The organism is Sorangium sp. So ce426 (genome assembly GCF_051475585.1).
Classification (GTDB): domain Bacteria; phylum Myxococcota_A; class Polyangia; order Polyangiales; family Polyangiaceae; genus Sorangium; species Sorangium cellulosum_B.
Window position 1 is genome coordinate 705,484 of sequence record NZ_CP150341.1, and the last position, 19,359, is coordinate 724,842.

General features: G+C 69.8%; 18 protein-coding genes. 8 read left to right on the top strand and 10 right to left on the bottom strand.

What is annotated here, in order from left to right; all coding sequences use genetic code 11:
* Positions 1–52: 52 nt before the first annotated feature.
* Genes tnpC (WMF44_RS02640) through tnpA (WMF44_RS02650) form a run of 3 tightly spaced genes read right to left on the bottom strand, consistent with a single transcriptional unit; the run spans position 53 to position 2,687 of the window.
* Positions 53–1,960, bottom strand: a complete 1,908-nt coding sequence (gene tnpC, locus WMF44_RS02640; protein WP_437297536.1) for an IS66 family transposase — start codon at positions 1,958–1,960, stop codon at positions 53–55.
* 50 nt (positions 1,961–2,010) lie between these two features.
* Positions 2,011–2,352, bottom strand: a complete 342-nt coding sequence (gene tnpB / locus WMF44_RS02645; RefSeq protein WP_437297537.1) for an IS66 family insertion sequence element accessory protein TnpB — start codon at positions 2,350–2,352, stop codon at positions 2,011–2,013.
* A gap of 11 nt (positions 2,353–2,363) precedes the next feature.
* A complete protein-coding gene (gene tnpA / locus WMF44_RS02650) occupies positions 2,364–2,687 on the bottom strand; it encodes an IS66 family insertion sequence element accessory protein TnpA (RefSeq protein ID WP_436617722.1) in 324 nt (107 codons plus the stop codon).
* Positions 2,688–2,708: 21 nt separating this feature from the next.
* On the opposite strand from tnpA (WMF44_RS02650), the gene WMF44_RS02655 reads away from it, so the two are divergent.
* The 5 genes from WMF44_RS02655 to WMF44_RS02675 all read left to right on the top strand — a co-directional run bounded on the left by WMF44_RS02655 (position 2,709) and on the right by WMF44_RS02675 (position 6,379).
* The gene (locus WMF44_RS02655; RefSeq protein WP_437297538.1) at positions 2,709–3,701 is read left to right on the top strand and encodes a hypothetical protein; all 993 of its coding nucleotides are present in this window, start codon (positions 2,709–2,711) and stop codon (positions 3,699–3,701) included.
* Between the two features lie 208 nt (positions 3,702–3,909).
* Complete coding sequence (locus WMF44_RS02660) at positions 3,910–4,758, top strand: hypothetical protein (RefSeq protein ID WP_437301522.1); 849 nt, start codon at positions 3,910–3,912, stop codon at positions 4,756–4,758.
* A gap of 321 nt (positions 4,759–5,079) precedes the next feature.
* Positions 5,080–5,307, top strand: a complete 228-nt coding sequence (locus tag WMF44_RS02665; protein WP_437297539.1) for a DUF433 domain-containing protein — start codon at positions 5,080–5,082, stop codon at positions 5,305–5,307.
* Positions 5,304–5,636 carry a DUF5615 family PIN-like protein gene (locus tag WMF44_RS02670; RefSeq protein WP_437297540.1) on the top strand — a complete coding sequence of 111 codons (333 nt, stop codon included), beginning with the start codon at positions 5,304–5,306 and terminating at the stop codon, positions 5,634–5,636. The genes WMF44_RS02665 and WMF44_RS02670 overlap by 4 nt, the downstream gene beginning before the upstream one ends.
* 305 nt (positions 5,637–5,941) lie before the next feature.
* Positions 5,942–6,379 carry a hypothetical protein gene (locus tag WMF44_RS02675; protein ID WP_437297541.1) on the top strand — a complete coding sequence of 146 codons (438 nt, stop codon included), beginning with the start codon at positions 5,942–5,944 and terminating at the stop codon, positions 6,377–6,379.
* Positions 6,380–7,269: 890 nt separating this feature from the next.
* On the opposite strand, the gene tnpC (WMF44_RS02680) is transcribed toward WMF44_RS02675, so the two are convergent.
* The 3 genes from tnpC (WMF44_RS02680) to tnpA (WMF44_RS02690) are packed head-to-tail and all read right to left on the bottom strand — an operon-like array spanning position 7,270 to position 9,676.
* The gene (gene tnpC, locus WMF44_RS02680; protein WP_437294487.1) at positions 7,270–8,934 is read right to left on the bottom strand and encodes an IS66 family transposase; all 1,665 of its coding nucleotides are present in this window, start codon (positions 8,932–8,934) and stop codon (positions 7,270–7,272) included.
* Entirely contained in the window at positions 8,931–9,353 is a 423-nt protein-coding gene (gene tnpB / locus WMF44_RS02685; protein WP_437294488.1) for an IS66 family insertion sequence element accessory protein TnpB, read from the bottom strand. The genes tnpC (WMF44_RS02680) and tnpB (WMF44_RS02685) overlap by 4 nt, the downstream gene beginning before the upstream one ends.
* On the bottom strand, positions 9,347–9,676 hold the full coding sequence (tnpA, locus tag WMF44_RS02690; RefSeq protein ID WP_437294489.1) for an IS66 family insertion sequence element accessory protein TnpA: 330 nt from the start codon (positions 9,674–9,676) through the stop codon (positions 9,347–9,349). The genes tnpB (WMF44_RS02685) and tnpA (WMF44_RS02690) overlap by 7 nt, the downstream gene beginning before the upstream one ends.
* 850 nt (positions 9,677–10,526) lie before the next feature.
* Between tnpA (WMF44_RS02690) and WMF44_RS02695 the strand changes: the two genes are divergently transcribed.
* The 3 genes from WMF44_RS02695 to WMF44_RS02705 are packed head-to-tail and all read left to right on the top strand — an operon-like array spanning position 10,527 to position 11,864.
* Positions 10,527–11,030, top strand: a complete 504-nt coding sequence (locus WMF44_RS02695; RefSeq protein ID WP_437297542.1) for a hypothetical protein — start codon at positions 10,527–10,529, stop codon at positions 11,028–11,030.
* Complete coding sequence (locus WMF44_RS02700; RefSeq protein ID WP_437297543.1) at positions 11,024–11,431, top strand: hypothetical protein; 408 nt, start codon at positions 11,024–11,026, stop codon at positions 11,429–11,431. Before WMF44_RS02695 ends, WMF44_RS02700 begins: the two co-directional genes overlap by 7 nt.
* 10 nt (positions 11,432–11,441) lie before the next feature.
* Positions 11,442–11,864, top strand: a complete 423-nt coding sequence (locus WMF44_RS02705; protein WP_437301523.1) for a type II toxin-antitoxin system VapC family toxin — start codon at positions 11,442–11,444, stop codon at positions 11,862–11,864.
* A 1,068-nt stretch (positions 11,865–12,932) separates the two neighbouring features.
* Here the strand turns inward: WMF44_RS02705 and WMF44_RS02710 are convergent.
* The 4 genes from WMF44_RS02710 to WMF44_RS02725 all read right to left on the bottom strand — a co-directional run bounded on the left by WMF44_RS02710 (position 12,933) and on the right by WMF44_RS02725 (position 19,012).
* Positions 12,933–13,646, bottom strand: a complete 714-nt coding sequence (locus WMF44_RS02710) for a hypothetical protein (RefSeq protein ID WP_437297544.1) — start codon at positions 13,644–13,646, stop codon at positions 12,933–12,935.
* Positions 13,643–14,644, bottom strand: coding sequence for an alpha/beta fold hydrolase (locus WMF44_RS02715; protein WP_437297545.1), 1,002 nt, complete (start codon positions 14,642–14,644; stop codon positions 13,643–13,645). The genes WMF44_RS02710 and WMF44_RS02715 overlap by 4 nt, the downstream gene beginning before the upstream one ends.
* Positions 14,645–14,726: 82 nt before the next feature.
* On the bottom strand, positions 14,727–15,782 hold the full coding sequence (locus tag WMF44_RS02720) for an AraC family transcriptional regulator (protein WP_437297546.1): 1,056 nt from the start codon (positions 15,780–15,782) through the stop codon (positions 14,727–14,729).
* A 23-nt stretch (positions 15,783–15,805) separates the two neighbouring features.
* Positions 15,806–19,012 (bottom strand): VWA domain-containing protein, encoded by a 3,207-nt coding sequence (locus WMF44_RS02725; RefSeq protein ID WP_437297547.1) that lies wholly within the window; start codon positions 19,010–19,012, stop codon positions 15,806–15,808.
* Positions 19,013–19,359: the final 347 nt, after the last annotated feature.

Below are 19,359 nucleotides of genomic sequence, written 5' to 3' on the forward strand. Positions count from 1 at the left end.
GGCCCCAACCTCGGTCAGCTGGTGCAGGATGGGGGCGATGGAACCGGCTCGGTCAGCTCGTGGCGCGCTGCTCTTCCGCGGGAAGCGAAGGCGGGACGGTGATCGGCCCGAGGGCGAGGTTCATCTCGTCGTCAACGAGCCGGGCGCGGGTGCGCGCCCAGTACCTGGGGGCGAGCTCGAGGTAGCGGTCCCGCGGCCAGTAGGGCATCGCGCGAATGACGTCGGCCAGGTAGGCCTCCGGGTCGAGCCCGTGCAGCTTGCAGCTCGCCACGAGCGAGAAGAGGTTGGCCGCGGCGGAGGCGTGGTCGTCGCTGCCGAAGAAGAGCCAGGACTTTCTCGCAACCGCAATGGATCGCAGCGCTCGCTCGCTGGCGTTGTTCTCCAGGCGCAGCCGACCGTCGTCGAGGAAGCGCCGCAACGGCTGCTCTTGGTTGAGGGCGTAGCCGAGCGCGGTGGAGACCAGGCCGCGCTCGCGAGGACGCGCGTGCTCGGCCCTGGCCCAGGCAAAGAACGCGTCCACCAGAGGACGGACGACGGCATCTCGGCGCACCTTGCGCTGCGCGGGCGCAAGATCCGCGAGCGCGCGATCGGCAGCGAAGATGACGTTGATGCGACGCAGCCCCTCGACACCGAGCTCGTGCTTGCAGACCGCCGCCTCCCAGAAGTTGGTACGGCAATGCGACCAGCATCCGACTTCGGTCGGGGGCGGACCGCGCTTCTCGTCGGCAGCAGCGCCTCTTGGTGGTGTGCCGCGGAAGAGGGCGTCATAGATGGCGTGAGCGTCAGCTTGAATATACCGAGAGAAGCCGCGGAATATCTCGCAGACCGCAGCGCTGGTATGCTTGGGCTGGTACTCGAAGAAGACGTGATCCTTGTCCGCGAGGACGACGAAGAAGTGTCCCTTGCGGCACGGCCCGGGCTTCTTGTCCTTGCGCTCCTGGATGGGCCCAGGCTGGATGGAGACCCCGGTGGCGTCCGTGGACAGGCAGAAGGCGGTCTCGAAGGCCTCTTTGCGCGCGGCCTCGACGATGGCGCCCAGGGTCGCACCGACGTCTTCGGCGTAGCGGCACATCGTGCCGCGATCGAGCGACGCGCCCTGAAGCTCCAGCTGCTGCTCCAGTCGATAGAACGGGACGCCGAGCAGGTACTTGCTGGTGAGGATGTGCGCAATCATCGACGGCGCGAGGAACGACCGCCGGAACAGCTCCTTCGGAAGCGGCGTCGTGATGAAGACCGTGCAGGTCTCGCCCTTCGGCGCCGGCGGCGGCGCGTCGAGCGAGGGCGCGTCGAGCGCTGTGGAGGAAGCGCTCGGCTCGCCGGCCGCTGCCGTGCCCTCCGGGCTGACGCTCGCAGCGGGCGTCGGCGTCGGGGCTTCTCTCGCGACGACCTGGAGCGGGGCCGCTTCCCCCTCGCCAGAGCTGCTCGCATCCGTGACGGACCGCTCGGCCTTGTACACGACGCGTGCGAGCACGATGCGGCGCATTCCGCCGCGCTCGTAGCCGAGTCGCGAGGTCTCCTCGACCCCGATGCGGGTCGCCGTCGCATCGAGCTCGGGGCAGGAGAGCTCAATGCGGACGACGGGCAGGTCGGACTCGGACAGGTCGCGACGGCCGTTGCCGCCGGACCTTCGTTTCGGCCCCTTGGGGTCGTCGTGCTGCCGCTCGTCGCCCGTGTTGCGCTCGGCGGCGTCGAGTGCCTTCTCGAGGCGCTGGACCTCGAGGAACATCGAGTCGAACGCCAGCTGCTCCGCGCTCACCTCGGCGCGCTCCGCCTTGGCCACGAACAGTCGACGTCGCAGAAGCTGCAGCTGCTCGAGCGCACGGGTGTAGGCGCGCCGAAGCTGCGCGAGCGCATCGCGCGCTCCCACGAGCTCGCTCTTTGCCGCGGCGAGCTCCGCTTCGAGCTGCGCGATGCGCTGCTGCTCGGCCGACAGCGTCGGCTTGGCGGCGGCGTCGTGCACGACGCCGCTCTACGTAAGCCGCGCGTACTTGTCGAGCGAATTCGTGCGGCTCAGTGGACGCGGCGCGGTGCGCGCCTTCGCGGTTTGGACGTGGGCGCGATCTCGATGCCGTCGAGCAGCGTCTCGAGCGTCGCGTCGTCCACCTCGACGTGCGTGGCGCCCTCGGTCGGGGGGTCGGGAAGTGCGAACGCTCCGCGATCAAGGCGTTTTGAAAACAGGCAGATTCCACTGCCATCGAAGAAGAGAATCTTGATCGTGGTCCGCCGCTTGCCGACGAACGCGAACAGCGCTCCGCAGCGCGCCTCGTACCCCACACGCTCACGGATGAGACCCGAAAGCCGCTCGAAGCCGTAGCGCATGTCCACCGGCTCCAGCGCGACGAACACCTGCACGCCCGCCGGAATCATCGCGCCGCTCCGCCGAGGGCACGGACCACCTCCGCCAGCAGCGCGGGGTCGAACCCCGCGGCGACGCGCACCCGCGCGCCGCCGACCTCGACGACGAGCTCCGCAGCGCTGCTCGTCACGGCGGGCGCCTTCGGCACCAGGCGCAGAAAGCGCGGGGGCTCGGCCCGTGACAGCCGGCTCGACCAGCCGTGCAGCGTCGAGGCCGCAAATCCGCGGCTCCGAGCGAACTCCTCCGCCGTTTCACCACTCTCGCGCCACGCCCGAACGCGCTCGGACCACATCACTTCGGTCGCCTTCGTCCTTGTCATGCACGCCATCATGAACTGGACAGCGCAGCCGGGGTGAGACGGCGCTTCGCGCAGCGCTTACGGTACCAGTGCATCTCGGAGTTCCAGCTCGCCCGCGAGCCGCTCCGCGTCGACATCGTCATCCTCCGTCGCAGCCGTCGCGGAGCCCCACCCAGGCCGCGCCTGCTCACGAGCGTGGTGGGCGAGCTGGCCGAGCACACGCTGGTGCACTTCAAGGGGCCGACCGACGAGCTCGAGCGCGACGACGCGCGCATGCTCCTCGCGTACGCGCTCCAGTACCTCGTGGTCGCCGAGATCGAAGCTCCCGCCGCGGTCGCCCTCCGCGTGCTCGCGCCCCGCCTGACCCCGCGCTTCACCGAGGCGCTGATCTCGCTCGGCTGCGCGCTCACACCGACCGGGCCGGGCACGCACGAGGGGCGGCTCGGTGTCTTCCCGCTGCGGGTGGTGGAGACGGTGCCCGCCAACGCTCGCGAGGGCGAGCATCTGCTGTACATTGTGACCCCTGGGATGGTCGCCGACCCCGGCGGCATCCCGGCGCTCTCCCCGGCGGAGGTCGCGGTGTTCTGGGCGCTCCTGGAGCATGTCGAGCAAGTTCGACACCCCCTCCCGGGGCAGAGGAAGCGGCACATGAAGGACGAAAAGCGGGTCGTCGAGAGCTTCGAGCAGGCGCTGGCACGCCTCGTTGCGCGGCTGCCGCCCGAGCAGCGCCTCGCGGGGCTCGCCCCGGGGCAGGTGCTGCAGGCGTACGCGCCCGAGCAGCGCCTCGCGGGGCTCGCCCCGGAGCAGGTGCTGCAGGCGTACGCGCCCGAGCAGCGCCTCGCGGGGCTCGCCCCCGAGCAGCGCCTCGCCGGGCTCACCCAGGCGCAGGCGGTGCTCGCGTTGCCGGACGCGATGCTTCGTGCGTTGTCGGAGGAGTACCTCGCGACGCTGCCCCGCCAAACGCAAGCGGCGATTCAGAAGCGCCTCGGGGCGGCATCGGGGCGGCAGCCCGCGCGCCGACGAAAGACGCGCAGCCCTTCGAGATGACGCTTGGAGAACGCAAGCCGCGGTGGTGGTTGTGTGATTCGTTCTTCCTGACCGGGCGCCGAACATGCCAATGCGGCTGCCGGTTCGGGCAACCGCGCTTCGCGCGGCAGCCCGCCCCGCAGCAGATTGACGAGGCGTTGGGCAGCCCCCGGAATAGCCCAAGGAAACGGTAGCGATGCCAGCGCGTTCGAACATCCTGCAACGCTTGGTGCTCGAGGTTCACAAGGATCTCGGTCCTGATTGGACCGTTACGGAGTCCCGCCTTTTGCGTGACGCACGCACTGGCGAAGATCGTGAGGTGGACGTCGTTGCCGAGTCGTCCATCGGTGGGTACTCGATCATGTTAGGGATCGAGGTGCGGGACCGAAGTCGCCCCGCCGACGTCACATGGGTGGAAAGCATGGCCCAGAAACATGCCGACCTTCCAACGAACAAGCTGATCCTCTGGTCGGCGAACGGCTTTACCGATGCGGCGAGACGCAAGGCCGAAGCATTGAAATCGGTAGCGGTTGATCCCGTCGAGAGCACCGCCGTCCCGTGGTCCAGTTTCGCGCGCAACCTCGTGGGCGGTTTCATCAAGCTCGTGCACGTCCAGTTTGACACTGTGATCGATGTAACGCTCGCTGACGGCGCCGGCGCGCGGTGGCAGGCGGGCCGAGAGACGATCTTGACGGACGAGGTTGGAACCCGCGCCGCGACAGTAGGGGCGATCCTTGACCAGGTTACCCCCCACTTGCGCACCGCGGTGCTCGATCATGCGAAGAATGGCGCCGGCGACTTCCACGCCGTCTTCACGCCGCCGCTTCCCTGCTGTGTTGTCGGTCCAACCGGTGAGACCGGGGGTGTGCGGCGAGTGATCTTCTCGATGGCGACGCAGACGGATACCGCCGCCTTGGATACCCGCTCAGTTCTTTGGAACGACGCGGTCACCAGCATTGCTGAAGCACAGTTCGAGAAGGGCGAAGTGCGCGTTGTCGCGCGCGAGACGGCGAACGCGCCGGCTGAGATCTCCGCTGTCCAGCTTCCCCGACCTGAGCGAAGTAAGGGTCGTCCATGACCAAGGCTGCCCAACAAGGGCTTACAGCACGACGGGGCACCCAGGGTAGCTTCGCTCGCCAGCACGCCCTGAGGCTGAAGCCCAAGCCGTTGGGCGGACACAACGGCCTGTCGGACAATTCCTGCACCGCACCCGCCAGGGAGCGGCGGCCGCTTGCAGCGGAAACGGTGGACGAACTGTTGCTGGCCGCCATTACGACGCTGAACCGACTGCGCCCGCCCCCGCCTGGCATCTGCGTCTCGTACGATTCCCGACCCTCAGCTGAGCGCCTGCGCAGCTGGCCATGTTGACGCCGGGAGCGCGCCCGTTTATCCTGCTGGCATGAACTACCAGCAGTTAATCACGATCGAGCCAGGCAAGCGCGGCGGTAAGCCGTGCATCCGCGGGTTGCGGATTACAGTGACTGACGTTCTGGAGTATCTCGCTTCTGGCATGTCGGTAGAGGAGATCCTTGCCGACTTTCCGGATCTGACTGCGGAAGACGTGCGTGCCTGCCTGGCGTTCGCGGCCGACCGAGAGCGTAGGCTTTGGGCGGTGCCGCCGACGTGAAGCTGCTGTTCGATCAGAACCTGTCGCATCGGCTCGTCGCCTTGCTGGCGGAGCACTATCCCGCATCCGTTCATGTCCGGAATGTCGGGCTCAGCGCTGCCGATGATCAGGTCGTCTGGAGCTTTGCCGCCCAGAACGGATTTACAATTGTTTCGAAGGACTCAGACTTCCAGCAGCGGGCATTCCTCTACGGCCATCCGCCCAAGATAATATGGGTGCGCCTAGGGAACTGCACGACAGCCGCAGTTGCAGCCTTGCTCCGAGCGCGGTACGACGACGTGCTCGCCTTCGAAGCGGACCCGACGGCAGCCTTCCTCGTGCTGTCTTGATTGGCTGAGGAGCAGCCCAACAATGCGCTGGTGCCGACGCCGCTTGGCGGCGTGGCACACCGCCAAATCGTTGGGCGGACCGGCACCGAACCGCACTGGAGTCGTTCCGTGACGGTTGACATTTTCATCGTGGTAAGACTCTGTGCCTTATGGCTCTCCACTGGATACCCGACGTCACTACGCTCGCCACGCTGCGATCCCGCACGGACCTACAACAGGGACTCTACGCCCTGTGCTATGTGAATCGGCATCCCCAAATGGTCTGCGACAATAACCGAGAGCCAGCGAAACCACTGATTCTTCCAATGGGCGAATCGATCAAGCTGGGCAAGTTCGAGGTCGGGTTCGACACCCGAATGCGAGACAACGACCGGCATTTTCACCGCTGCTACAGGAAGCATCCGGTACGCGACGACTGCTTTCTGGCGGAAGACCGGAAGACGCTTCTTCACCTCGATTGTTTCAGCAGAGGCTGGCTCCTTGATCTCAGCGTACCCCCCGGACGCGCCAAAGAATACGAAACGCAGCGCTGGATCCACCCTCTAAGAGACTATCTCGCCGGTCAGGGTGCGCTCGCTTATTTTGTTGCTCCCCCGGGAGCACCGAATGCCTACGCCACGCGCAATGGGAAGACGCGAGCTGGCGAGGCATACTTTCTAAGGAATGGGCTCACCATACAGTTCTGGAGGCAATTCGAAGAGCAACTCGTCGTCGTCGCCCGCGAATTGTCCGGTGATGCCTAGTCCAACCAAAGTGCCACAATCGTGCGTGAAGCCACGCGACGCCTAAGGTTTCTTACGCAGCCGCCCAACGGGCAAGTGAAACGGAGCTATGAAAATTCGGTGCTGTAGGTGCGGTCATTCGGAGGAGACGTCTCTGGGGTTCTTCGTGAAGATCATTGGAGGCGCGATGCCCATCGGAGGGTTTGGGGCTTGGGTTACATACCTGTTCGCGGGGACTGGTTTTGCGCTTCCGATCGTGATCGCCATCATCTCGGGAGGAACCGCTATGCTTGTGTTCAAGGACGAAATCGTAAGATGGCTCATTAACAGGCGACACAAATGTCCTAAATGTGGCGCAATCGACTGGGAGGCATGACTTTGACCCAACCCAGCCGAAGAAATCACAAGCACCTTCTTCTCGCGCTGAAGAGTGCCCCTGCGCGCTTGCAGGGCGACAAGCTTGCTCTATGCCGCCCAACTCAGCGATGGAGACCGACGCGGTGGGCAGGCTCGCTTCGCTCGCCAGCCCACCGCGCGGTTCATCGCCAGTCGTTGGGCGGGTGAGCTGAGCTCGTCCTCCGGCACCGGAGGCAGTCTGGGAGACTAGCTGAGCTTCCGTCCGGCACCGGAGACGGTCCCGGCGCAGAACGACCGAACTGCCCATCCAAGATCGCCGGAAAGACGGCTGCGACCGAGGAGGAGATGAAGCGCGCCGGGGAGATCGGGCCGCAGAGGCGCGCCGTAAGCGCCCGGCCATCGCCATGGGCACGGCCCCTTGCGGCGCTCGCTGGGGTCGACGATGCTGGGCGCGGGGCGGCGTCGGCCCACGACTCGGAGCGGGCACAGGCGGTCCTGAAAGAAGGCCCAGCGAGGCGGCATCCGCTTGCGTGGCCGGCCGAAGCTGGCGTTGTTCAGGTCACGTCGGCGTCGCCGGCGCTCGGAGCGGCACGCGACGATCTCGCCCATGCGTCGGGCAGCAACTCGTCCAGCCGGTCGCGCGGCCAGCCCGCCTGCAGCTTGCCGATGACGTCTGTCGCCCAGGCGAGCGGGTTGACTCCGTGCATCCGACACGAGCCGAAGATCGTGTAGCCGATGGCCAGGCGCTGAGCGCCCTTGTCGGAGCCCGCGAATAGATAGTTCTTTCTTCCGAGGGCTACACGTCTTAGCTGCCGCTCGACCTCGCCGTTGTCTATCTCAAAGCGTCCATCCGTGAAGCAGCGCCGCCACGCTGCCTCCTGGTTGATGGCATACTGGGTAGCCATGTAGAGCGATGTGCCTGGCACGAGCCGCAGGTGCAGCTCGTGAATCCACTGATACAGCTCGTCCACAACGAGGAGCGACCGCTCCTGCCGGTGCGCCAGGCGCGCCTCCGTGGACAGCGCCTCATCTTTGCAGGTCGCCTCGATTCGGTAGATGGCCTTGAAGTACGAGAGCGCTACCGCCGCTCGCGCGTCGCCGCCCTTGGCCGCCTTCTCGAACTTGGCGCGGATGTGCATCCCGCAGCCGAGCCGACGCTCCTCGGGCACGATCATCTCGCCGTCGTCGCCTCCGCGGAGCATCGCGCCATAGCCCGCGTATCCATCGCCCTGCAAGTAGCCGGTGAAGCCCTGCAGCAGCGCGGCTGGATGCTTCGCCTTCCAGTCCGGTGCGTACAGGAACGCGACGAGATCCGCGCCGACAAAGGCCCAGATATGGCCTCGCTTCACCCCCGACGGATGATCTCGATCCAGCACCCGCATCCCCGTGTCGTCGGCGCGCAGATAGAACGAGTCCAGCACCCGCTCCCCGAGCCTCTCGGCCACGGGAGCGAGCACATCGAGCGCGAACGCGGACCAGTCTCCCAGCGTCGACGGCGACAGCGACACGCCGAAGCGCGCGTACTGCTGCGTCTGCCGGTACAGCGGCATCGAGTCCTCGAACTTCTCGACAAGGATGCTGGCGAGCAGCCCCGGTCCTGGGCGCCCTCGGTCCATCACCTTCTCGCTGTCCGCCGTCGTTACGCCCTGCTCGGGGCAACGCGGGCAGGCGAGCTTCTCCCGCTTCTCCTCGATGATCTTGAACTGCGCCGGCACGAACTCGAGCACTTCGCTCGTGCGATGGCCAATGCACTTCTTGTCCGCGCCGCACTGCGGGCACGTCCGCTCCGCCTCGGGGACGGGCACCACGCGCGTCTCACGCGGCAGGTGCTCGGGAAGTGGCGCGCGCCCGCCCCGTCCTCGCGGCGGCTTCGGCGGCTCAGGGGGTTGCGGCACCAGCCCCTGCTCCGGCTGCGGCGGAGCGTCCGCGCCGGGCTCCGAGCCCGCCGCCCCCGGCGGCGCTTCCGCCCCGAGCTCGGCGAACATCAGCATCAGCTGCTCGGTCGAGACCTGCTGGCTCTTGCGGCCGTACAGCTCGCGCAGCGCGCTCGCGAGCCTCGCCGAGAGCGCGGTGTTCTTGTCGCGTAGCTGGACCAGCAGCCCGAGCACCAGGTCGATGAGCTCCGGAAGCTGCCCGGCGGCCGCCAGCTGCTCGAGCTTGCGCCGCACATCCGCCAGATCGGCGGGCAGTTGTGCCTGGGACTGAAGAGGACTGGTCACGTGGCGCGGGGGATAGCTATCCCCCGCGCATCCATCAAGCTTTGCTTCGACGGAGCAATTTTTCTCACGCTGGGCCTCCAGCGCTTGCGCCGCACGGCCTCGGACAGGTCGAACCCTTCGAGCATCAGCGACAGCTCGGCCGCATCGACCTCAACGTGGGTGGTCCCCTTGGGCAGGTCGCGGGCGAGATGGAATCGCCCGCGGGCCAATTTCTTCGCCACGATCATGTAGCCAGTGCGGTCCCAGAACAAGACGCGCATCTGGTCACCTCGCCGATTCCTGAACACGAACAGATGCCCACAGATCGGATCGGCTCCGAAGCGCTGAGAGACCAAGGCTGACAGCCCATCAAAGCTCTTGCGCAGGTCCGTGGGCTCGGCTGCGATGTACACGCGCACCGACGGCGGCAGCGTCAGCACGGCGTCTCCTCGGCCGCGAGCGCCAGGACCCGCTCGAGCGTGGCCGGGTCGAAGCCCGGCCGGACCCGCACCACCCGCCCGTTGGGCAGCGCAATCTCGATCGGCTCCGGCGCGACGACCGATGCGTCCGTCACCACGTGGACCGGCAGAAAGCGCGGCGCTTCGGTCAACGACGACGGCGAGGGCTGGTCAGCTCGCAGCTTCCAGCGCCACCAGTACAGCTGCTTCGGCTTGTACCCTTCGCGCCGCGCGAACTTCTCGGCGCTCAGCCCGCTGCGCTCCCATCGCTCCACCCGCTCGGCCCACTCCACCCTCGTCGCCATCGCTTCCTCCTTCGTCGCGATGGGAACTGGTAACCGGCCCCGACGGGCTGATCACGATGGCGTTGGTCGGGCGGTTACGGCGCGCCGCTCTCGGGGTGAGAGAGCACGGCAAGGGGCCCGGGCCGACCAAGGTCGCGGACCAGCGGGCGCGCGCGTTCGCGCTGCTCGCGCATGCCTACGACCAGACCCGCCGCGCCGTGGCCTACCTGCGCTGGACCGAGGTAGACGCCCACACGATCGCGCCGTCGCTCTACAAGGGCCGCGGCTGCCGCGGGGCGTCGTCCGGAAGGGCCGCGGCTGCCGCGGGGCGTCGTCCGGAAGGGCCGCGGCGGCCGCGGGGCGTCGTCCGGAAGGGCCGCGGCGGCCGCGGGGCGTCGTCCGGAAGGGCCGCGGCGGCCGCGGGGCGTCGTCCGGAAGGGCCGCGGCGGCCGCGGGGCGTCGTCCGGAAGGGCCGCGGCGGCCGCGGGGCGTCGTCCGGCGACACCGACGCCGAACCCGAGAGGCCGCCGCGCCGAGCGGCGCAGGCGCGGCCGTGCCGCCAGGCGCGCCCACGCCTGCCGCCGGCGCGGGCGCCGGGCCCGCCGCACCGAACGGCGCGGGGGCGCAGCAGCCGGCGGCTGGCGCAGCACCCGCCGTCGCGGCGCCCGTTGGCTAGTACAGCGTTTCCTAATTTCGTCCCGGGTTTCTCGCGGAGGGGGCGGAGCGGAGGCGGCCATGGAGACCTCCCGCCCCTGCGCACGATCGGGTATAATATGCCCATGTTCGCGAGCGGACGTACTGGACTCACTGAGCGCGCATCTGGTTTCGGGCCAAGCGCGTTCCGTCGGTGCGTGGCGCCGGGAGCGGACTGGTGACCGATGACCCGTCGACGTCGAAGCTCGCCGAAGGCATCGGAGCCGCCCAGGACCCGCGGACGCTCCCCTGGGCACCCAACGGTAACGGTCCGCGCAGCGAAGCGGAAGCCGTCGAGCTGGCGAGGCGCCGGGGCATTGTCATCCCCGAAGACATCGCTTTCCATTTCCGCGACGATGCCGTACCGCAGGGAGCCTACGCCGTGTACAACCACTTCACGTCCATCAGACGTTACCGCTGGTCCGACTTCTACGCGAAGGAAAGGATCAACGTGAAGGTCCGGCGCTCGGTGCTCGAGAGCGACGAGGCGATTGTGGCGGTGATCGCGCACGAGATGTACGAGCTCAACGCGCTTCGGGAGCTGTTCGAGCACCGGGAGACCATCCCGGGCATCGAGATCATCGACATGGTGAAGCCCGGAGTGCCACGCAACCTCCACGACCGTGCGTGGGACGCCGCCGATGAGCACGTGAGGGCCATGCGATGCGAGGAAACATGCTGACGTTCGACGAAATCTTCCGCGCCTACCAGGACGGTGCCATCAGCAGGTGCGAGCTGTGCGGGCATCTTCTCCAGGTGCTCGCTTCCGTCTCTCTCGATGTCGTTGAGAAGCGCCTTCGCACGGAGCCGGGCCTCTCGGAGGAATTCGAGGCATGGGCCGATGCCGTTTCGTCCGGCGCAGAGGTTTTCGCGGGGAGTGTGCAGATGCGCTTCTCGGACGATGACCGCGCAGCGGCCGAGCGGTTCCTCGCACGCATGCGGGCGGGACGCTACGCCACGCTCGCCCATCAGATGAAGCAATGGATGACTGAAGCGCATGAAGAGGAGCCGGCCCTCGAGCCCGATGAGATCGAGCCGCTCCAGTGGCCGGACGTCGAACCGTTGCTTGAGGAGGCTGCGTGACGTGAAGCTCATGCTCGACACGAACGTCCTCGTGCGGCTCTGCCATCCGACGGGGTATCGAGACGTGCAGGAGTGGTTCCGGTCACTTCTGCTGCGCGGCGCAGATGCGCCCGAGATTCTCGTCTCCGTCCTTGCCGATTACGAGTTGCGCGCAACCCTGACCCGTCGCGGCGCCAACGCGAGCTTAGCGCAGCTGGACAACCTGGCCCAGTCGGTCACATACATTCCAGTCACGAAGGAGACCGCACGGCTGGCAGCCGAGATCTCCGCGCGCTCGGGCGGCGAGGGGCGCAGCCGAGTTTCGGGCGCCGATGCCTTGATCGCAGCTCAAGCAGAAGCTGAAGGAGCCATCTTGGTAACGTCCGATCGGGGCCTTTTGGAGGTGCCTGGGCTGAAAGCAAAGGACTGGAGCGAGATCGAACTCGGGGCGTAGCGTCATGACCATATCCGGAGTCATTGACGGTGGCGCGCGCCTTGTAGAGTAGTGGCCCGCAACGTCGACAACGAGCCAGAGCGAGCCGGCGCTGCTAGGAAAGCGAATTAGTCACAGCCCAACAAGGGCATGCAGCGGGCAGCGCTTCGCGCCGCCGCTGATGCCTTATCGTCGGGCGGGCAGGCGCGAGCCGAGGCTGTTATGGCTCCAGCGGAGTACAGCCTGCCGGCGTCTGCCCCTGGAGGGCTCGCGCGGACCGGCCCGTCTCGACGATCGAGGATGCGCGCTCGAGCCCGGATGGGCCCGGCTCGACGAAGAGCACGTTGTCAACGCCGGGAGGCTGCGCCGGCGCGCCCGGGGCGCGGTCCCAGCAGGCCGGGGCGCGTCCCAGCAGGCCGTGGAGCGCGACCAGCGGGCCGGAGAGCGCGGCCAGCGCCGCCGAGAGGGCCGGGAATCGTGCCAGCAGGCCCGAGGAGGCGTACCAGCACGTCCGAGGAGCCGTACCAGCAGGGCCGAGGAGGCGCACCAGCAGATCCGGGGAGCCGTATCAGCAGGTCCGAGGAGGCGTACCAGCAGGTCCGGGGAGCCGTACCAGCAAGTCCGAGGAGGTGTACCAGCAGGTACGACGAAGCGTACCAGCAGGTTCGGGGAGCCGCACCAGCAAGTCCGAGGAGCCGTACCAGCGGGTGCTGGCACGCGTCCCGGGGTTGCTGGGGAGCCGCCGGGACGTGCTGGCACGGCACCGGGAGGAGCTGGCACGGCGCCGGGACGTGGTGGCAGCCGACCTGGCCGAGGCGCGCGATCACCTTCACCGTGAAATGCGGGCCAGAACTCACCTGCACGAGCACGCCGCAAGGCGCTGGTCCGCGGCGGCGTCCCAGCGGAGCGGATCGCACACGCGCTCTCCTCGGACGCCCCCTGTCGTTACTCCGACGTCCTCGCTGCGTGAGCGCGGCCGCCGCCCGGGTGGCGCCGCGAGCACACGGTCTCCCTCGACGTCGCGTCCGCTTCGCGACGGTCGAGAATCCGTGTCACACGCAAGCGGGGGAGGGCCGCCCGCGCGCCACGCTACTGCGTGATCTCTCGGGGCGGCGCCGCCGCCGACGCTCCGAATGCGTAAGACACGCCCACTTCGGCGCGGAAAGGGACGAGCGGGGGAGGCTCGAGGCCGTGGGTGGAGCGATAGCCCGCGCGCAGCCCGAGCTCGACGCTCGGGCCGATCGACAACCCGAACGCGAGGCTCGCGTCGAGGTAGCCCCCCGTGGGCGCATAAAAGCCGTCGCGAATGCCCTCGTAGGTCGCGCGCGCGCGATCGCTCGCCGCGATGTACGTGCTCAGGATCGCCGTGTACTCCGCCTCCAGCGCGATGAACCAGCCGCGCTGGAAATACCCGCCTGCGAGCCCGGGGTGCGCGCCCACGCTCGCGAACCGGAACGTCTGGTTGTCGCCCGTCTGCACCGGCAGCCCCAGGCGCCCGGCGAGCCCCCAGCCGCCGTGCTGCAGGAGCGTCGCGCGCGCCGCCGGCTCCAGGCGGAAGGAGTCGAGCGCCGGCACGAGGAAGACCGGCAGCGTCAGCCCGATCTCGAGGTCGAGGCGGCGCACGAGCCGTTCCACCGGGATCGCCCGCCCGTAGGCGAGCTCCAGCGCGGGCGCGGAGTTCCATCCGAGAGTGACGTGCGTCGCGTTCTCTTGCTCCCCTTGATACCCGCTGATGGGCGCGGCCGACGCGACAGCGGAGACCGCCGTCGCGGCGATCGCCGCGGCGAGGGCGACGGCCCTCATCTCGCCCCCTCGTAGGCGCCGAGATGGGCGCGCAGGACTTCCATGACACGATCGGGGTGCTTGTTCACCCAGCCGTGGTCCTCGCCTTCGATGCGGACGAGCTCGACGTCGCAAAAAAGAGGGGCGTGATGGCGCTCCTGTTGCTCGAACCCGATGACGGTGTTGATCGTCGTTCCGATCAGGGTCACCGGCTTGCAGAAGCGATCGAGACCGGAAGAGAAATCGAAGTCCCACTCTCCGTCCGTCTTCGCCGAGCTCTGCAGGTCCCGCATCGCGCGCGCGCCCAGGCGGAAGGCCTTGAGGTTGTCGGGGTCGTCCGGGTCTTCGTAATACCCTGGCTGCGACCAGCCCTGTCCCAACGAGAGGAGGAAGTCGGCGCGCGCGTCTCCGTCGGGGCTCATGGCCCATTCCGACCAACCGAGATCGTTCAGCCCCTCGGCGGTGAGGCCGAACGTGAAGAGCTCGGTCTCGTTCGCGATCGCCGCGTTCAGGAAGCCCGGCTCGCTGAGGACGGCCTCTCCGACGCGGTCGGGGTGCCTCTGGATATAGAGGGCCGCGTACATGGCGCCCCACGAGTGCCCGAACAGCGTGACCGGCGCGTCGGGGGAGAAATGCTGGACGAGCTCGTGGAGATCCGCCGCGTACGTCTCGGCGGTGAAGTCCGACGAAGGGACGCGCTCCGAGAGACCGGTGCCTCGCTGATCCCAGTGGACGACGAAGTACCGCTCGGAGAGCGCGCCGAGGCCGAGCATGCCGCGCATGTCGCCGCCGGGGCCGCCGTGCAGCGTGATGAGGGTGGGGTTCTTCGGGTCCCCTTGCGTGCGAAGGTGAATGAGGGCGCCGTCGCGGAGGGTGAAGCGAGGTAGCGCGTCGTCCTCCGCGACCGTCCTCGGGACGAGGTTTCCAGGCGCGTCCGGATCCAGGCAGCCCGAGGCGAGCACGAGGCAAGCGAGGCAAGCGAGGCAAGCGCGACAAGAGCGGCGGACGAAGGAGCGCATGACCGGAGCGTACGAACCCGGGCCGCCCACGGCATTGTGCCGCCACGCCAATCGATTGTCCGGCGGCGCCCTCGGCTACGCCCTACGCCATGGAGCGCTCGCGGAGCTGGCCCGGCGTGCTCCCCGTCCACCGCCGGAAGGCCTTGTAGAACGCGCTCACATCGGAGAAGCCCACCAGCGCGCCGATCTCCGCGAGCCCGATGGCGGGATCCTCCAGGTAGCGCAGCGCGAGCTCTTCGCGGGTCTTCTCGACGAGCGCTCGGAAGGGAAAGCCGTCCTCCGAGAGGCGTCGTTGCAGCGTGCGCGCGCTCAGCCCGAGCCGCTTCGCCACCGTCGCCAGCTTGGGAGCGCCGCCGTGCAGCTCGAGGGCGAGCGCGTGCCGCGCGCGCTCCACGAGGCTCGCGTGGGCGGGCGGGAGCTTTTGCACGAGCAGGGCGGCGTGGCGCTCGAGGACGGCACAGAGCTCGGGGGCGGCCCCTTTCATCGGCGTCGCGAGCGCCGCGCGCGGGAGGACGATCGCGTCGCCGGGCGCTCGGAATCGAACCGGGCAAGCGAAGATACGGGTGTACGCCTCGAGCGGGGCGCAGCGCGGGTGACGGAACTGGATCGAGGAAGGCGATAGCGGCGTGGCGGCGAGCGCGCGGAAGCGAAGGACGATGTTCGCGAAGCCGAACTCGGTCGCGACCCGGTGCGGGGCCGCGCCGGGGACGTGCTCCCGGACGAGCCGGGCCTCCTTGCCATCGACGTGAAGGACATGGCGCACGGCCGTGCTGATGACGGCGAAGTGCCGCGAGAACCTCTGGAAGGCGTCGCCCACCGTGTCGCTCGACGCGACGACGTAATCCATCACATCCCAGTGGCCGATCGAGAGCGCCTCCGCGGCGCGGAGCCCGACGCCCGGATCGCCGGCCCTCTCGACGACATCGTCCCAGAGCGCGATCCACCGGCGATAGGAGAGCCGGAAGTCGGGGTTGCGCAGCTCCTCCGGCGTGAGCCCGTGCGCTCGGGCGAGCGAGCCCCCGTCGATCCCGGCAGCCTCCGCGGCCCCGAGCACGCTCCGCAGCGCCTTCACGCCGACGCTCAGCGCGCGCTCGCCCTCCGCCTTCACGAGCGGGTCGAGCCCCCGACGAGAGCTCACGAGGCGGGGCCTGCGCGACACGCTCACTGCCGCCCGCGGCGGCGCGCCAGGATCTTCTCCGCCGCGGTGAGCGGCCGCCCCTCCGGCGCCGCGCCGCCCGCGCCCGTTGCGTGTCCGCCCCCCGGGGACGGGGGTTGATGCCCCACCGCCGACCCAGGTTGAGGCCCCACCGCCGCCGACCCAGGTTGAGGCCCCGCCGCCGACCCAGGTTGAGGCCTCGCCGCCGACCCAGGTTGACGCCCCACCGCCGACCCAGGTTGAGGCCTGGCCGCCGACCCAGGTTGAGGCCACGAACCAGGTTGAGGCCACGACGCGGCCGACCCAGGTTGAGGTCCCGGCGTTCCCGCCGGCGGCGCTGCCCTCCCTGGCATCGTCCCCGCCCGCGCGCCCCCGCCACGCCCGTCTTCGCGCGGCGCCGGTCGCGCCTCCGCGCCCTCGCGCCGCTCGCGCCCCCGCTCTCGCGCCGACAGCAGCGCCCCCACGGTCGCGCCCGCGGCGGCCGGCTCCACGGCGGCTCCCCACCGCGCCGCGCGCAGCCGCTCTCCTGCCCGCGCGAGCCACGCCGCCGCGGCTTCCGGCAGCGCGAACCGCCGCGCCGCCACCGCGAGCAGCAGCGCGAGCGCGGCGAAGAACACAAGGCCCGGCGTCGCGTCCCGGTACGCGAAGCGCTTCGACGCCCGATCCTCGAAGATGCCCGCGAGCGTGTCGCGCCGCTTGCCCCCGGTGAACTCCGCGATCCGCCCGAGCAGCGACAGATCGCTGCCCGTCGGGCGCAGCTCCTCGCCGGCGGTCATCGCCGCCCCCGTGGTCCCGACCGCCTCGCCCGTGAGCTCGTCCCGGGCCACCGCCACGTAGGTCCCCGGCCGCGACAGCGGCAGCTTCGCCGTGTACGCGCCCGCGCCCGTCGCCTCGAGCGGGAGCTCTCGCGAGAAGCCGTCCGGCCCCGCGACGTGCACGACCAGCCGGCGGAACGACTGCGCACGCCCGTCGTCGCCGATCACGCTCGCCCGCACCGACAGCTCGCCGCCCGACGCGTCCGCCTCCAGGCGCACGCGCGGATCCTCCTCCTTGCGCGTCACGTCGCGCGCGGCCTGCGCGATCATCCGCGCCGCGCCGGGCCAGCGCGTCCACGCGGCGCCCCAGCGGCCCTTGAGATCGCTCGTGAACGCGGCGGCCCGGCCGAGCCCCGCCGACCACACGGCGAGCACCGGATCACCCTCCGGCCCGGACAGCAGCACCGTGGACCGGCTCTTCGGGACCGTCACCACGTAGCCCCCGAGCGGCGGCGCCTCGCCGAACGGCACGCCGGCCGTGATCGACGACGGCGCGCCCAGCGCGACGTGGAACGGCTCCTCCACGATCGCGCTCTTCGCCGCCATGATGGTCTCCTGCGTGAACACAGCGGGTAGCCGCGTGGCGTCCTCGACGAGGTAGAAGCGGCCGCCGCCGATGCGCGACAGCGCCTCGAGCTCGGGCACGTCGCTGCCCTGGCCCAGCGCCACGACGCTCGTCGTCGTCCCGCGGCGCATCGCCGCCTCCACCATCGCGCGGCACGGCCCCATGTTCTCCGCGTCCGATCCGTCGGCGAAGAGCAGCACGTGCTTCAGGCTCGAGGTGTCCCGGTCGAGCGCCTGGTACGCCGCCTCGAGGGTGATGTCGACGTAGATGCCGCCGCCGCCCGGGCCCACGGCGCGGATCGCCTTCTCGATCGCGGCGCCGTTCGCGACCGGCCCGAGCGGCACGCTCCACCGCACCGCCGTGTCGACGTGCGCGACGCCGATCCGATCGCCGGCGCCGAGCAGCGAGGCCGACCGGGCCGCGGCCTCGTTGGCGAGCTCGAGCTTCGTGTGGGCGCCGGCGGTCGCCGCCATCGACCCGGAGATGTCGATGCCGATCACCTCGGCCAGGCTCGCCCGCCGCCGCTCCTGCTTCAGGTCGAACGCGACGGGCGAGATCTCCTCGAGCGGCGTCCGCGCGTAGCCGCCCGGCCCCATGCTCCGATCGCCGCCCATCAGGAGGAGCCCGCCGCCGAGATCGCGGACGTAGCTCGCGAGCGCGTCGATCTGGCCCGGCGAGAGATCCGACGCGCGGATGTCGCTGAGCACCACGACGTCGTAGCCGGCGAGCTCCCCGAGATCGGCGGGGACGCGGCTCAGGCCGCCCTCGTCCACGCGGAACGCGCCGTCCGCGAGCGCCCGCGCGATGAACGCGCCCTGCCCGGCGTCGCCCTCCAGCACGAGGGCCGCCGCGGCCCCGCGGACGCGCAGGAACGCGCTCGCCGCGTTGTCCTCGGCGGCCTCGTCGAGCCTCGGATCCTTCGCGGTGATCTCGACGTCGTAGCGGTGCAGCCCGGGCCCCGGCGCCTTCTCCCGGATGCGCAGCACGTCTTCCCCCGCGGCGATCGAGGCCTCGGTGCGGGCGATGAGCTCGCCGTCGCGGCGGAGGCGGATCTCGACCTCGGCCGGCGACGGAGACGAGGTGACGAGCCGCAGATCGAGCGCCTCGCCCTCGTCGGCCCGCGCAGGCGCGCGGAGGGCGACCACGCGGACGTCGGGGACGAGCCGCTGCTCCAGCGGGATCACGTCGACAGGGAGGCCGGCGGCGACGGCGGCGGCCGCCGCGGCCATCGTGTCGCCTCGGGTCGCGACGCCGTCGCTGAGCAGCACGACGCGCGCCGCGGAGTCCGGCGGCACCTCGGCGAGCGCGCGCCGGATGCCGGCGGCGAGGTCCGTCCCGTCCCGGCCGAGCGCGACCCGCTGCGGGGCCGCGAGCTGCGAGCGCGGGCGCGGCGGATCCTCGGTCGCCGCGCCCGCGGCGAACGCGATGGTGGCGATCCGATCGTCCTCGCGCATGCCGAGCTCGGCGACGGAGAGCTCCTGCGCGACGCGCCGATCGGCGCTCGGTACGAGGTCGATCGAGCGGCTGCGATCGATTGCGACCAGGACGGTGAGCCGGTCGAGTGGCCGGCCAAGCTCTGGCCCGGCCACGGCCATGGCCGCGGCGAACGCGGCGAAGGGGACGAGGGAGTCGCCGAGCCGCGAGCGCCACGCCCCCTGCCGGCGGGCGTGCGCCGAGGCGAGCGCGAGCGCGAGGTACCGGAGCGCGATGAACGACGTGGCGCCCAGCGCGAGCAGCGCGCCCCAGGGCCGCGCGAGCCGGAGATGGGTGTCCGGGAGCAGGCCGCACCAGACGAGGCCCACGTAGAGCGCCGGCAGCGCGCCTGCCACCATCCAGCCGAGCAGGATCGGGCGGCGGAGCGCGCCGCGCCGGAGGGCGAGGCGCAGCAGCGCCGCGAAGACGAGCGCGCCGGCGAGCGTGGCGGCGTAGGGGAGGGCGCGCAGCGCGGCCGCCGGGATCAGGGAGGCCTCCGTTCGGTCCGCATGCGGGGGAGCCGCAGTAAATCATCTTTGCGGCGGCCCGGGGACGCCGCTTCGGCGGGTGTGGCCGAGTGCCCCATCGGCGACGCCGTGGGGCGCCTCTGTCGGTATCGAGCGGGTTTCATGGGGCGCTCCGGCGCATCGGAGCGCCTTTCCATGGAGCAGCTTTCCATGTTTGTCAGGGATGGCACGCCGTCTGC